Source organism: Prosthecobacter fluviatilis, assembly GCF_055388355.1.
On sequence record NZ_AP043782.1, the window covers coordinates 2,240,588 to 2,255,293 of the forward strand.

At 60.6% G+C, this 14,706-nt stretch carries 10 protein-coding genes; 1 reads left to right on the top strand and 9 read right to left on the bottom strand.

Annotated features, from left to right (window positions below):
* Positions 1-272: 272 nt before the first annotated feature.
* Positions 273-1,016 (bottom strand): RraA family protein, encoded by a 744-nt coding sequence (locus ACZ5WW_RS08720; RefSeq protein WP_377165106.1) that lies wholly within the window; start codon positions 1,014-1,016, stop codon positions 273-275.
* Between the two features lie 92 nt (positions 1,017-1,108).
* Between ACZ5WW_RS08720 and ACZ5WW_RS08725 the strand changes: the two genes are divergently transcribed.
* Positions 1,109-2,176 (top strand): substrate-binding domain-containing protein, encoded by a 1,068-nt coding sequence (locus ACZ5WW_RS08725; protein ID WP_377165103.1) that lies wholly within the window; start codon positions 1,109-1,111, stop codon positions 2,174-2,176.
* A 9-nt stretch (positions 2,177-2,185) separates the two neighbouring features.
* Here ACZ5WW_RS08725 and ACZ5WW_RS08730 read toward each other — a convergent pair whose 3' ends face one another.
* The 8 genes from ACZ5WW_RS08730 to vccA form a co-directional block, all read right to left on the bottom strand.
* A complete protein-coding gene (locus tag ACZ5WW_RS08730) occupies positions 2,186-3,181 on the bottom strand; it encodes a hypothetical protein (RefSeq protein ID WP_377165101.1) in 996 nt (331 codons plus the stop codon).
* Positions 3,171-3,806, bottom strand: a complete 636-nt coding sequence (gene tmk, locus ACZ5WW_RS08735; protein ID WP_377165099.1) for a dTMP kinase — start codon at positions 3,804-3,806, stop codon at positions 3,171-3,173. Before tmk ends, ACZ5WW_RS08730 begins: the two co-directional genes overlap by 11 nt.
* A 4-nt stretch (positions 3,807-3,810) precedes the next feature.
* Positions 3,811-5,331, bottom strand: coding sequence for a glutamine-hydrolyzing GMP synthase (gene guaA / locus ACZ5WW_RS08740; protein ID WP_377165097.1), 1,521 nt, complete (start codon positions 5,329-5,331; stop codon positions 3,811-3,813).
* A gap of 46 nt (positions 5,332-5,377) precedes the next feature.
* Complete coding sequence (gene guaB / locus ACZ5WW_RS08745; RefSeq protein ID WP_377165095.1) at positions 5,378-6,835, bottom strand: IMP dehydrogenase; 1,458 nt, start codon at positions 6,833-6,835, stop codon at positions 5,378-5,380.
* Positions 6,836-6,917: 82 nt separating this feature from the next.
* On the bottom strand, positions 6,918-7,649 hold the full coding sequence (gene vccD / locus ACZ5WW_RS08750) for a Verru_Chthon cassette protein D (RefSeq protein ID WP_377165093.1): 732 nt from the start codon (positions 7,647-7,649) through the stop codon (positions 6,918-6,920).
* A 51-nt stretch (positions 7,650-7,700) separates the two neighbouring features.
* Positions 7,701-8,915 (bottom strand): Verru_Chthon cassette protein C, encoded by a 1,215-nt coding sequence (gene vccC, locus ACZ5WW_RS08755; RefSeq protein ID WP_377165091.1) that lies wholly within the window; start codon positions 8,913-8,915, stop codon positions 7,701-7,703.
* Between the two features lie 12 nt (positions 8,916-8,927).
* Complete coding sequence (gene vccB / locus ACZ5WW_RS08760) at positions 8,928-9,398, bottom strand: Verru_Chthon cassette protein B (RefSeq protein WP_377165089.1); 471 nt, start codon at positions 9,396-9,398, stop codon at positions 8,928-8,930.
* A 39-nt stretch (positions 9,399-9,437) separates the two neighbouring features.
* Positions 9,438-14,585, bottom strand: coding sequence for a Verru_Chthon cassette protein A (gene vccA, locus ACZ5WW_RS08765; protein ID WP_377165087.1), 5,148 nt, complete (start codon positions 14,583-14,585; stop codon positions 9,438-9,440).
* Between the last annotated feature and the right edge of the window lie 121 nt (positions 14,586-14,706).

Consider the following 14,706-nt stretch of genomic DNA (forward strand, 5'->3'; position numbering starts at 1 on the left):
TTTCTTCGGTTGTCGACACCTACTTTCGCAGGGCTGATGCCAGCCCAACGACCAATGACCCACCCAATTCATTTCCAATGAATTAAACAACACACCACACCTCGGCCATTTGAAAGCCCGCCCCCAAATTCATGCAATGCGCATGGCGTGATCATGCAAGATGCACGAACGCCGGCACGGGAAGAAATTCGCATGCCGCCGACCTTTGTCTGCCCTGGAAAGGCATCACGTTTTGCCGCTATTGCGACGAGCTGACATGCGGGAGAGTGCGACTACCACTCCCCTTCACGCTGGAATTGCGCCCTGGCGTTTTTGCCAAACTGAGCACCAGCTGCGGCGAGATTTGCCAGCACCTCATCACTGCTCAGGCCGGCGCTGCCACGGGCGGCAGGGATGACGGTCTGGCACTCGTTGGCGTCCATGAAACGGGAGGCTTCAAGTATCTGTGGCTGTGCCTCGGGCTCGATGACGAGGAAGCCGTGCTTGTCTGCGTGAATGAGATCGCCGGGGGTGACTTTTCTGCCAAAGACCTCCACCTCGCAGTTCCAGCGCACGGGGTGCACATGCGCATGACCGACGCAGAAGCGGCGGGCCAGGGCCTTGAACCCTGCGTTGGTCATTTCATCCACATCGCGGATGGCTCCATCGACGATGGTACCCACACAGCCCAGGGCGCGGTGCATGTTGCTGTTCACCTCGCCCCAGAAAGATCCGATGGTGCGGGGTTTGTCGAGATCCTGCACGCAGACGATCTTGGGTCCGGGAATGCCTGCGACGTAGCGGCGGTAGTCGTTCCACGCATTCGCATTGGCTTCGCGATGCGCCTTGTTGCTCGGCTCAACCACGACGGTGACGGCATAGCCGACCATGGGGCCCATCTGCGGCATGAAGTCACGGGTTTCCTCAAGGTTAAAGCCATCGGCGGCGGGGTCACGTTTGGTAATCTGCTCCCATCCATTGTAGATGGTGGGGGTGTTCCAGCGCTTGAGTTGAAGGAGGTCGGAATGAGGAAGCATGGGTTGCGAAGAGTGTGGCATCATGAACGGCGCGGCACTTGATTTCTCTGTGGTCATTTCAGCTTACCACAGCATGGTGCGGCACCCTGCTTATGATGCACTCCGTACCACCCCGCCCCTCGCTCATCACGCACAGCGCCGACTTTTTACGCGAAGCCTTGCTGCGTGGGGAATGGCAGGAGGTGCTGCCATCCGAGCGCACGCTTTGCACCCGGCTGCGCATCAGCCGCCCCACGCTGCGGGCGGTGCTGGCGCAGCTGGAACGTGAAGGCTTGATCGGCGCGGTGGTGAACAAGCGGCGGCACATTCTTACGGTCCCCGCCACCCGTGCGAAGAGCGTTTCATCACGCGTGATCGCCCTGCTGACCCCTGTGCCGCAACAGGCGATGCCGCCGTTTGTGCTGTTCTGGGTGGATGCGCTGCGCGAGCTGCTGGCCGAGGCGGGCTACCAGCTCGAAGTGCATGCAAGTGCGCACTGCTTTGCAGCCAAGCCTGCGGGCGGGCTGAAAAAACTCACGCAACGAGCCCCCGCCGCTGTGTGGGTGATGTTTCGCTCGAACGCAGTCATGCAGCGCTGGTTTGCGGAGCAGCAGCTGCCGGCCGTCATCGCGGGGTCGTGCGCTGATGGCGTGGAGCTGCCTTCGGTGGATCTGGACTACCGGGCGACCTGCCGACATGCGGCGACGATGCTGATGCAGAAGGGGCATCGGCGCATCGCACTGCTGCTGCCGGACTCGGCGCATGGCGGAGATGCAGACAGCGCCCAAGGTTTTCGAGAAGCTTTTGCGAGATGCGATGCCGAGCCTTGCATCGTGCAGCATCATGAAACGGCGGAGCAGGTGATCGACAGCCTGAACGAAGCGCTGAAGCGGAAACCTGCACTGACGGCTTTTCTGGTGGCACGTTCGATCCACACCCTGACGGTGGTGACTCATCTGCTGAGGCTCGGGCATAAGCTGCCGCAAGACTTTGCGGTTGTCTCACGGGATGACGATGCGTTTTTAGATCATGTGGTGCCAAAGGTGACGCGCTATTCGGCGGATGCGGCGAAGTTTGCGAAGCGGCTGGCCAGACTGGTGCTGGAGCTGGCTCAAACGGGGCACACGAGTATGAAGCCGGTGCGTTTGATGCCGGATTTGCGGCGTGGAGAGACGGTGTGAACGAAGGCGTTACGCACCAAAAGCCTCAATGAAACACACCTCGAGCGCGAGGCCTTCGTTGACGTTGGTGTGGAGGTGGCTTTCGAGCTGGCGGAGGACACGGATGCGTTTGGCGACGTCTCCTGGCTCCCATTTGGCAGCAAGGGCGGCGGTGGCGTCCTGAAACTTGGGCAGGTCGAGATGCGCGGCTCCGGCCTGCTGGCGGGCGACATCTCCCATCCAGGAGAGAAGGAGCTCCATGAGCGAGGTGCGCTGCTGGAGGTATTCGGCCTCGATCTGGGCCTCCACCTGCTCCTCACGCTGCTTGAGCCAGGCTCCGTCGGTGGTTTTGGCGTAGTGGTCCTGCTCGCGCTCGAAGTCGGCCTCCTGCTCCTTTTTGATGGATTCGTGCAGGGCTTCGAGGATGTCTTCGAAATCCTTTTTCAATGAAAGCGCGGCGGAGATGCTGCCGCCGTCTTTGCCAGACATCCGCTTGAGCACGTAGAGCAGCCTGCCCTCGTGTTCGGTGAAGATGCGCGCACCGTCCGGAGGCATGAGCGCGACCTCGAGCACTCGGGACTGGATGGTGGGCAGCAGCTGCTCGGGCTGGGTGCTGAGCAGCAGCAGCAGCGTGTTGGGCGGCGGCTCTTCGAGCGTTTTGAGAAAGGCGTTCTGCGCCTGCACGTTCATGCGCTCGGCATCGACGATGATCGCGAGCTTCCAGCCGTTTGGCGCGGCGGTCTGGTGGATCATCTTTTCCAGAAAGCGGATGGTGCCGGGGTCGTCGCCGTCATCGCCGATGGTAATGCGGCGGGATTTGCTCTGCGGGCGCAGAACCACAGCCCCCTGCCCTTCCCAGGCTTCGAGCGTTCCCATCTTGGTGCCAACGATGAGGTCGAGCATTTTGGCGGCGAAGACTTCATGCTGCGCCTCCTTGGGGCCGGTGATCAGGTAGGCGTGACCGAGGCGGCCGTTGTCACGGGCGCGGGCGATGAGTTCAAGGGCATGGTCGCTCTTAAACGGCATGGGAGTGAGTGGAGATGATGCGCCAGATGCTTTCGTGCACGGCTTCCGGAGCCGCCGAGGCATCGATGATTTTCACGCGTGCGGGCTCCGCCTCTGCGAGGGCGAGGTAGCCCTGGCGCACTTTTTCAAAGAAGGCCTGCGGCTGGCTTTCGATGCGGTCCAGCTCACGGCCTGCCTGATGAATGCGCTGCCGGGCGGTGGCAGTGTCCATGTCCAGCACCAGCGTGAGCTGCGGCAGGGTGCCGCCGATGGCGAAATGGTTGATGGCGCGCACGCTTTCCAGCGGCAGGCCCCGGGCGATACCCTGATAGACGGTGGTGGAGTCGAGAAAGCGGTCGAGAATGACAAAGGTGCCGGACTCCAGCAGCGGGCGGATTTTTTCACGCACAAGCTGCGCACGGCTGGCGGCGAACAGCAGCAGCTCCGTCTCCGGCGTCATGGCAGCACCCTCTTTGGCATGCTGCAGGAGGTGCCTAATGCTCTCTCCCAGCTCGGTGCCACCGGGCTCGCGCAGCATCACCACGGCGCGCCCCTCAGCCTCGAGCCGGGCACGGAGCAGCGCTATCTGCGTGGACTTGCCGCAGCCTTCGGAACCTTCGAATGAGAGCAGGAAGCCGGAGCTCATGTCATCACTCCCACTCAATGCTGGCAGGCGGCTTGGTGCTGATGTCGTAGAGCACGCGGTTCACGCCTTTGACGCTGTTGAGGATCTTGTTGGAGGCGTTGCGCAGCACGGAGTAGGGCAGCTCGACCCAGTCCGCAGTCATGGCATCCTCGCTGATGACAGCGCGGAGAGAGATGGCCTGCTCATAGCTGCGCTCGTCGCCTTTGACGCCCACCGTTTTGACTGGGAGCAGCGCGGCATAGGCCTGCCAGGTGCGCTCATACCAGCCGCTGCGGCGGAGCTCGGCGATGAAGATGGAGTCGGCATGCTGCGTGGTGGCCACACGCTCGGCGGTGATCTCTCCTGGAATGCGCACAGCGAGGCCGGGGCCGGGGAACGGATGGCGCCAGAGCGCCTGATGCGGGATGCCCAGGCTCGCGCCGAGGGCACGGACCTCGTCCTTGAAGAGCTCGGCGAGCGGTTCGAGCACCTTGCCCTCCTCCTTGAGCTCCATGATGCGGTCCACACGGTTGTGGTGGGTTTTGATCTTGCTGGCGATGGAGCCGCTGGTGGCGCTCTCGATCACGTCAGGGTACAGAGTGCCCTGCGCGAGGAGTTCCACGTTATCGGCCACCTTCCAGAATTCCTCAACAAAGAGAGTGCCGATGATGCGGCGCTTCTGCTCGGGGTCGGTGACGCCTTTGAGCGCGCCGAGGAAGGTGGCGCTGGCATCGATCTGCTCAATGGGCACACCGACTTTGTCGAAGAGTTCTTTGACCTCGGCCGCTTCGTTCAGGCGCATCATGCCGGTATCGATGAAAATGCAGCGCACTTTGACGCCAGCCTTGGCAAGAAGAACAGCGAGCACGGTGCTGTCCACACCGCCGGAAACGCCGCAGATGACTTCACGGCTGCCGACCTCGGCTTTGATGCGGTCAAGCATCTGCGATTTGAAGGCTTCGATGTCGAACTTGGCAAGCTGCGCGCCGCTTTGGGTGAGGAAGTTTTTCAGAATGGCGGTGCCTTCGTGCGAGTGCGTGACCTCCGGGTGAAACTGGATGCCCCAGCAGCGGTCCGACCATTTCAGGGCCACCGGCACGGCGTCTTCATTGGTGGCGATGACCTTGGTCGTGCTGGCGAGGTTTGCACAGGTGTCGCTGTGGCTCATCCAGACCTGAGATTCGTGCGAGATGCCGCTGAAGAGGTCGGCGTGGTCGGTGACGACGAGCTTGGCAGGGCCATACTCGCGGGTCACCCCCGGCTTGACCGTGCCACCGTGCTTGATGTTGAGAAGCTGCATGCCGTAGCAAACACCCAGCACGGGAACCCCGAAGGACATGAGCTTGTCATAGTCCACGTCCGGAGCATCCGCATCCGAGGTGCTGCGAGGGCCGCCCGAAAGAATGATGGCCCCGGGAGACTGCAGGTTCGCCAGTTCGGCCGGCGGATAGAGGTGCGAGACAAAACCCAGCTCGCGGACGCGGCGAACGATGAGCTGGGAATACTGGGAGCCGTAATCGAGAACGGCGACTTCTTGGGCGGTCATGAGAGATGGGGGCGTATGCAGGATGGGAGAGCCGAAACTGGAGGAATCAATGCGGCTCGTAGTTCACAGGCTCTTCGGTGATGACGACATCGTGCGGATGGCTTTCCTTGAGACCGCCGGCGGTGATGCGTACAAAGCGTGCCTTGGCACGCAGCTCATCGAGGGTGTTGGCACCCACGTAGCCCATGCCGGAGCGAAGGCCGCCGATGAGCTGGAAGACGACATCTGCGAGGGGGCCTTTGTAGGGCACCCGGGCCTCCACGCCTTCAGGAACGAGCTTGCCGGAGCTGTTCTGGCCATAGCGGTCACCTGCGCCTTTGCGCATGGCTCTGAGACTGCCCATGCCACGGTATTCCTTGAAGGTACGGCCCTGCCATTTGACCATGTTGCCCGGGCTTTCGGCCGTGCCTGCCAGCAGGGAGCCCAGCATGACGAAGTCAGCGCCGGCGGCGAGAGCTTTGACGATGTCTCCCGAGTACCGGATGCCACCGTCAGCGATGACGGTGACGCCAGCCGCACGGCAGACTTCGGCGACCTCCTGCACGGCGGTGAACTGAGGCATGCCCACGCCGGAGATGATACGGGTCGTGCAGATGGAGCCCGGACCGACCCCGACTTTGACAGCAGAAGCGCCTGCCTTGACGAGATCGCGCGCACCGTCGGCAGTGACGACGTTGCCGGCGACGATGGGGATGCCTGAGCCGAGATTTTCGCGCAGCCGTGCGATGACCTGCATGACGCGGCTGGTGTGCCCGGTGGCGGCGTCAATGAAGACGGCGTCGGCACCGGCAGCCTGCATGGCGAGGCCACGGTCCACACAGTCCTCACCCACACCGACGGCGGCACCCACGCGGAGCTGTCCGTTGGCATCTTTGGCGGCGTTGGTGAACATCTGGCGCTTCACGATGTCCTGCTTGGTGATCAGGCCGGCGAGCTTGCCGCTGGAATCGACCAGAGGGAGCTTTTCGATGCGGTGCGTGTAGAGAATCTTCAGCGCATCCTCAAAGCTGGTCTGCGGCGTGCCGGTGGAGAGCTTTTCACGCGGTGTCATGATGGCCGAGACCGGGGTGCTTTCGTCCTCGATGTACCACATGTCGCGGCTGGTGACCATGCCGGCGAGTTTTCCCTGAGCATCCACCACGGGGAAGCCGCTGACGCCTTTTTCATGCATGAGGCGCTGCACTTCGCCCAGCTTGGTCTCTGGCGTGACGGTGTGCGGGCTCTGGATGACGGTGTTTTCGGAGCGCTTCACCCGTGCCACATGCTCGGCCTGCTGGTCGATGGGGCAGTTGCGGTGGATCACCCCCAGACCGCCCTCACGTGCGAGGGCGATGGCGAGTTCGGACTCCGTGACGGTGTCCATGGCCGACGATAAAATCGGCACATTCAGGCCAATGGCGGCCAGTTTGGTGGAAACATCGACATCCCCAGGCAAAACCTGGCTCAGTCCGGGAAGGACAAGGACGTCGTCGAAACTTAAAGCAAGAGAAGGCAGTTCACCCATACGCCATTCAAGCGACGATCAGGCGGCTGTCATGCAGAAAATTGGGTCAGTTTGAAACGAACTGCCCATTCCCGAGGGGGACTTAGAAGCCTGGACGGTAGTTGCGGGCCTTGCCGGTGAAAGGATCGACCTGGATGGTGTAAAAGTTTTTGGGCAGGTTCCCCGTGGTCACCTCCTGGCCGCTGTTGTACGTCAGGGTGAAAAAGCTGTTAGGGAGGGTTCCGTACTCAAGCTGCGCAAAGCCGTTTTGCTGGGCGCTGACCTTGCGGCAGGAGCCATCCGGCATGAACCGCAAAGCATTGTACTTGGCACCGCTCACCCCGGAATAGCCCACGCCACCGGCCGCGTTTGGCTTGACGTCATCCAGCGATGTACCGTTCTGCCCGTTCAGCAGCGGGGACAGATCCGTGCCTGCAGCGATGATGACCCCGTCAGAAAGCTTTGACAAAGTGTTGACAGGCACCACGGACTCCAGCGTCTGAGCATTCGAGCCCACGCCCTGGGTAACCGTCACGATTTTGAACATCTGATACGAGCGGAAGAGCTGGACGGTGGAGCCGGGAAAATCCTGGTCCGCGTATTTGAAGAACCTCAGCTCAACCGGGACATTCTGCGCGTAGGAAAGCTGCTTGGCCTCCGTGATGGCCCCCATGATGGAGTCTCCTGTGGACGCCAGCCGGGTGGCCTGCATGGTGCGCATCAAGGCGGGCGTGGATGAGGCAAGGATCATCGCGACGAGGGCGATCACCACAAGCATCTCAATCAGGCTGAAAGCCCGCCTGGCCTGCCGCTCTGTGTATGAAAAGTATGTCATAGGAATGAAATATGAGCCGGATGGATTAGCAAAATGAGAGTCAGGATCCCGTCAGAAGCTCCAGCGCGCCTGCTTCAGGGCGATGGTGGTGCTGAACACTCGATAGTTAAGCTTTTGATCAAGCAGGAGCTGCACAAGCGTGCCGGGCTTTCCCTGAACGCCGTCCAGCTCTTCATTCAGGCTGGCGGCATTTTGCAGCTTGCCTGCGATGGCCGTCAGGAGCTGGGCTCTCATCTGGCTGTTTTCTTCACGCGCCAGAAATTCGCCAGACCGTTCGTCCAAGGCGATCATGCTGACCTTGAGCAGTGGCGGCAGCAGATGCTGAGTCCCCTGCTGGCTCGCATTGAGTGGCGAAGCACCAGGATTGATTTTCAAGGTCGAGTCATAAATGTACTGCGGAGCGATGATGTAAGGGGCCACACCCGTGTTGCCAGTGACCTCGACCTGCGGAGAGATGACCAGGGCAATGATGTTTTCTGCAATGGGCCGCGTGAAGGCACGCGTCTGGGCGGTCTCCTGGGAGCTTTGCACCTCGCTGTTGAGCACATCCTGATACCATTCCATGGAGTGCGCGGTGATGGGCCGCAGGCTGGTGTCATAAATCCGGTTCTTCTCAGCGGTGGGGCTGTATTCCATCAGACGCAGCCGGCTGCGCACCGGCACGGCATTGTTCAGCTGCTCCAGGAAGGCCGGGCGGAAGGACGCATCCGTCCCCCATTCCACAAAGTAGCCACGGCCGCACAGCAGATTGACCATGTTTTCGGTGTTGACGGGCTGGCTGGTGGAGGAGCCCGATGACAGCGTGGCCACCAGGCTTGCGATGCCCAGAGGAGCCTGGAAAAACACCGCATGCCCCGGATAGTTCTGCGCATTGCCAGCGGCACCCGGCACCACCTTGCTGGTAGGACCGCAGATGAACTGAAGCTCCGACTGCCTGAAGTAGTCCTTGGCCAGAGAGATCGTCTGACCGGCGGCATCCGATCCCAGCGTGTCGAATTCGTTGTCCCAGTAGTTGTTCAGCGTGGCCTGGGACAGAGAGCGGGTGAGCGTGTCAAACGCCTGCCGTGCCTCACGGAACTGCGACACACGAGAATTGGCACGCACCCAGCTGCGCTGCACGATGCCGATGACCTGTGAGACGACGAGCATCAGGATCACCAGGAAAGTCACAGACACGAGCAGCTCAATGAGCGTGAAGGCAGGGCCGGCACCCCGCCGCAGACGGCGGCCCATGGGCGGGCGAAAAAGGGAGAAGGAAAGATTCATGACAGGGAAAAATCAGCGGGTTTTGGCGATCAACTGATTGAAGACCACATAGGAGCCCGTGTTGTTGGTGCCGAAGACAAAGCTAGGCGAGCTGGTCGCGGCGATTTTGATCACCATGCGCTTCAGGTAAGGCTGGGTTTTTTCGGCCTTGGGCAGCGCCACCACGGACTGCTGCTCAATCTCCACCACGAAGGCGAGATCGGTGGCGTCCTGCGCGACCTCGCGCCCCTGGTCGTTGTAGTACTTGTTCACCTTCTGGTTTGGCTTCGGCAGCATGTCAAAGGTGGCATTCTCCATGTCATGCGTGACCTGCTCCAGAATGTTGCTGTCGTTGATCATCAGCGCTGTCTTGCGCGCCATCTCCAGGCCCTGAGGCAGGAGCCCCAGCAAGGTGATGATGGCCAGGGCCGCAATGGCCACAGCGAGCGTGACTTCGACCAGTGAGAAACCAGCCTGCGAACGTGATTTGTTGGGATGTTTCATAGCCAAGAGTGCTGACCTGAAAAGGCGGCTGATGGTTGATTAGGGGCTGAAACGCTTGCTTTCCAGCGTGCGGAACTTGTAGAAGGTGTCCAAGGGCTTTTCTCCCAGAGGATTGGCCGTCGCAGCGTAGTCGGGCAGAGGATTCGTCACATCGGTCGGGTCGATGTAGCGCTCGATCAGGGCAGAGCCACGGTATTCGCCCAAGATGGCGTCCTTGGTCGGGTCCATGGTGTCCGGAGCGGTGGAGCGCGCCTTGGTGATCACCTGCGCCCTCATGTGAACCCGGAAGGTGTTGCTGCGCGTCGTGACACGGGCGTAGATGTTGGAGTAAGGCCGCTCGCGGGTGTTGTCACCCGTTGTGGGGTGGTTCTGCCAGAACTGCTCCATGACAGTCTGCAAGTTGGTGCCGCTGGTGTTGGCGTTGATGTTGCCGATACTGCCGAGGATTTCACCACCGGATGAAGCCCCCTGGCTGACATCCGGGATCAGGTGAATTTCACAGATCTGGCTCGGACTGCGGAAGAGGCCGCGGTAGCGGTTCAGAGCATGGTTGGAGCCTGTGGCTGAATGCTGGAACTTCTGGTCAAACTGATACAGGGTCTTGGTGACATCAATGGGGCGGTGCCAGTACTTGGTATGAGTGCCTTCATTCCAGAAGACGTCTCCCGAAGCTGACCAGGCCGCCTGCCCTTCTGTCGAGCTGGCACCTTGTCTGCTGGAGTAGTACACTTTGGCGTTGTCCGCATCTCCCAGCGGGATGGCGGTCATGAACTCCCCTTTCATCACGGCATGCATGCCCGTGGCACGGGTGATGTTGGTGAAGGGGACGATCTGGTAGTTCAGATTGATGCGACCGGCGATGGAAAGCGGCTCGCTGATGGCATAGGGCTCGACCACCGGCATGAAGAAGAGATCCAGCAGGTAGTGGTCACGCGGATTGTTGTCGCCAGGGTGGCCGGGGGTGACACCCTTGCCATAGTTGGCATTCGAGCTTGCATGCGGGCGGAACAGCAGGGTCTGCCAGGGCTTGCCTTCTGAGTAGGAGACGCCGGAAAGGGCGCTCGTGCCGACATTGCCGCCAGGCCAGACGCCGGTGGGCAGGGAGCCAAACATGACCGGAGAGGACACAATGCGGTTCGGAGTCATGTAAACACCGGTGCGCCAGTCGTCACTGTTGTGCCAGGGCTCGTAGAAATAACCCGAGCGGTAGAATTTTGTAACGTTATTACGGGTGTAGTTACCCGCATAGAAGTTGCCTTCGTCAGGCTTGTTCACATAAGCGCCGTCACGTGCGTTCGCGATCCCGTTGTCAAAATCTCCGAAGGCGTTGGCCGTAGCCGCCCAGCCAGTATCCGGCGGCAGGTCGGGGATGGATGAGTCCCGATAAGGGGCACCGGCGACAAGCTGCTGATTCTTGTTAATGTTAATCCCCAGAGGAGTTAACTTGGTCATCGTTGCGGCGGTAGGAAGGATGCAACCCGACTCCGTGGTGGTCACGTGGGTGGTGAAGCTATGAATGGTGCGCGGCTGGGTGAGCGCCGGCATGGAGTCCACTTGCTGCCACAGCGGATGGCGCATCCACATGGTGCTCGGTACATTGTAACGTGCGGCAGCCAAGCGGTAATCTCCAACCGCTGGCACAAAGGTGCGAATGACATCTGAACCCGACCAGGGGTTGCCGTTCACATCTGTGATTGTGACACCGCCGCTGGTGGTGGTGGCCTCAGGCGGGATGAGGCTCACTCCCAGGCGTGTGCCGTTGTCAAAAACGGCCGTGCCACCCGCAGATGTTGCGAAGCGCGATTCCGTGTCGAGGCGCCCGGTGGTGATCTGGTCATCACTCGAGTTGAAAGTGGTGTTGAATGAAGGTCCCGAAGCGTAGAGAGGAGGATTGGCTGTTCCGCGGTAGGCCGAATTGACCGTGCCGAACATGCGGTTCAGGCAGCCCATGCGGTTAAAGCACCACCAATGGGGAGCTTGGAGAGAACGGCGGTAGGTATCGCGGCCAAAAGAGTCCACGTAGAAGTAATGGTCGATCTCGTTCTTGTTGGCAGGCTCATACAAGGGGGTGCCGTTGACGCGTCTTTCATTGGCCGAATACACCAGGGCGGGAACCGGCAGGGTGGCGCCGTCAAATGAGATGCTGATGGTCTGAGCCTCCTGGCCGTTGTTGCCAGCTTTGCTGTGGGAGTCGTAAATCTTGATCACAAGATCGCGCTGGCCAAACGTCAGAACCATCGGCTGGTTGCGGTTCACGGTGACGTACTGGCTGATCAGGCCCCAGTTGTTCAGCCCATCATGGCCGTTGTTGTTCGGGCCCGGGTTGGCGAGGTAGCGGCTGCTGTCTGTGGTGCGCGCACCGCCTGAGACGTAGGGGTTGGTGTCATCGCCCATGAGGGTGGTACCCCAGCCGGGCCCCGCACGACCTCCAGCGATGGCAGTCGGCCCAACATGCCCGCCCATGGAATAGCAGTCCGTGGCTTCATAGACATTGCCGTTGGACTTGATGATCACGTCCTGTGTCGTTGGAAAGAGAGGCACTGGACCGTTCACGCCTTGGAGCATGATGGAGCGGATGAAGCTGCCATCCAGCACGATGGCCCATTCTGGGAACATCTTGGTCCAGCCGGACATGGGGCAGAAGAATTCCAGCATCAGCATGGCCTGCACTCTTTTTTCGGCAGGCCTGCCGCCCGAGCCGTCGCTCAGCGGAGTGTTCAGCTCCAGCGTCATGTTCCAGTTGGCCGGATTGTAGCCCGGGTGAAGCGAGGGGTGCCTGTTGGCCACGGTGGGACTGCAGCCATAGTAGGTGCCATTGCCGTAGGGCGCGGTGAGCGGCGGGAAATTGGAATACCAGCGGTTAAAGCCCAGCAGCGGCGGAGTGCGCGGGGGAAAGGCAGGCGTCAGAAAGGTGGCTGCAGAGCCGCCAGGGTTGTTGGTGGGAGCCTGGGTCGGTTCACGGGTCGAGAGCGCCTTGGGAGCACTGCCACCGCCGCTCAGCACACCACCGGTGTTCACCGCATACTGAGGGTCGTTCATTCCGTCCGCCGTGCAGATGAACTGGAAGCCGATTTCTGAAATGGTGAACATGCGGCCCATCCCCTGCACGATGCGGCCATTTTTCTGCCAGCGGGCGGGGGACACCTGGCCATGGCCGGGGAACACATACTGATCAGCCGTGATGAGGTTACTTCCGATCTGGGTCTGGGTGCCATCATTGAGGCTGCCCGAAGCACGGCGGGTGATGCGCTGCTCCGTGTAGGTGAAGCGGGATTTGGCGATGTTGTCCCTCTCCAAATAGAGCGGAGTGCCGGTAATTGGGCTGGGCGGATTAGTGCTCATGTTGTAGCCCGACAAGCCGTCGTTGTTACGAGCCATGACCCCATCATACAGGTTGGTGCAGCGGATGTAGTCAAAGAACTGGATGGCCAGCTGGGCGGCGTTGTCGGTGCCGTACTTCTGGCCGAAATTGTTGCTGGAGCCCAGCGAGGACGTCTGCGGGAACTGCAGGGTCGTCATTTCTGCGTAGAGATAGTCAAGCAGGGTGCTGTTGCGCGTCAGCCCGGTGGAGCCGCCGTAGTCGGAGGATGAACCCGTCACGTCATGGGTGGGATGGTGCGGCTGAGCCCGGCGGAAAATGTAGCTGTTGGCCACGGCGGCACCCGCAGTCTTGCCACGCAGCGTGGAGCAAAGGGCGATCATGGTGTCAAAGCTGGTGCGGCGCTGCTGCCCGAGCCCTTCGTCTGCCACCGGCCACATGGAGATGCGGGGCAGTCCATGAATGCTGAACTCCGGGGAGCGGCTGTTGGCCGTCAGGAAAAACCGGGAACGCTCCAATGTGTCATGGTCAAACAAATAACGGGAGCCCTGCCCCGGCAGCGGAATGCTGGTGGCCACGCGTCCGATGTTGCTGTTGTAGTTGTAGTTGGAATCATTGACTCCATCTGCAAAGAGCATTTCGTCCACGGTGGCAAAGAGGCGCTCTTTTCTTGCCTGGACGGTGTCGCCACTGCTGGCCGTGCCGACTTCGCCGTTGCTGCTGGAAAACGCATCAAGCACAAACGGCTTGGTTCCGGAGGAGGAGCCCCCGGTGGCAATCTTGGGCATCAGGGTGTAGATGGCATCCTTGGTCTGCGTAATGTTCGTGATGTTGGCCCGAGGGGCGTAAACATCCAGATCGACCCCCGGTGCCAGGACCGTGCTCAGAGCCACTGTGGCGGGATGCCCGGGATAGCGCTGGAACTCGCCTGCGGTGCCGGGGAAGTTGGCCCACTTGGAGTCACGCTGGTGGTAGAAGTAGGGAGGGGCAAAAAAGGTGGGCTCGGATGCCGTGTTCACATTGACTTTGCAGGACTCGTCATCGGTCCAGAATGCCACGCGTCCGATGATCGGGTTGGCGGCGGAAGGAGTGGTGGAGCCGTCGGCGCTGATAAACTTGTTGCTGGAATCAAGCGCTCCGGTGGTGCCGTCACGCAGGACATAGATCCACTCCACAGGCATGGGCAGGCGCAGTTTGGTGGGGTCATTGCCGGCATCTGCAGGCGTCACCACTTCGTTGTAGGTCACCGTGCCACCCGCGCCGGTGATCGCCGGCGTCACTTTGGTGTAGTTGAAGCCTTCCACGGCCACCATGGTGCGCCCGCTGGTCGGGTCGGTCCCATTGTAGGCCGCCCGTGGGTCAATGATCGGGAAATAAAGGGCCATGGTTCCGGTGGCGAGCCCGGGACGAACGACGGGTTCGTTGAGGTCCACATACCGCGCCGCGTTCTGGGATGAGCCCCAGTCGCTCGGGACTTGATTGCTGCTGTTGAAAATGTCCGCCTCGTTGGAGCTGGTGATCACCATCTGCGAACTCGAATAGAGCTTGTGGGCGCGGACAAAGTCACCGTTGGCCTGGTAAACACGTGCCATGCCCGGCTGGGTGGCATGGATGGTGCGGCTGAATGAGCCCGTGGCGGTATTCTGGGCATTTTGCAGCTGCACCTCAGTGAAGGTAACGGCCAGATCTGCCAGTTGCTTGGCATTGCGGGACGCCACGTAGCTCTGGCTGGCTTTGTATTCAGTGCGGGTGACCGAAAAAATGGCGACGACCAGCATGGACATCAAAGCGACGGTGGTGACCACCATGACCAAGGCCATGGCCTTTCTGCGCTTGTTCCACTTCGCGACAAATGTTGAGGCATTCATGATTAGCTCCTGATAAATTTCTGATTTATGAGGCGATAATATTAAAATCGCATCAAACTGACAAGGTATTTATCATGTAAACACAACGGCTCTGCCGGTCAGTTTACCGGCAGGCCGTAGG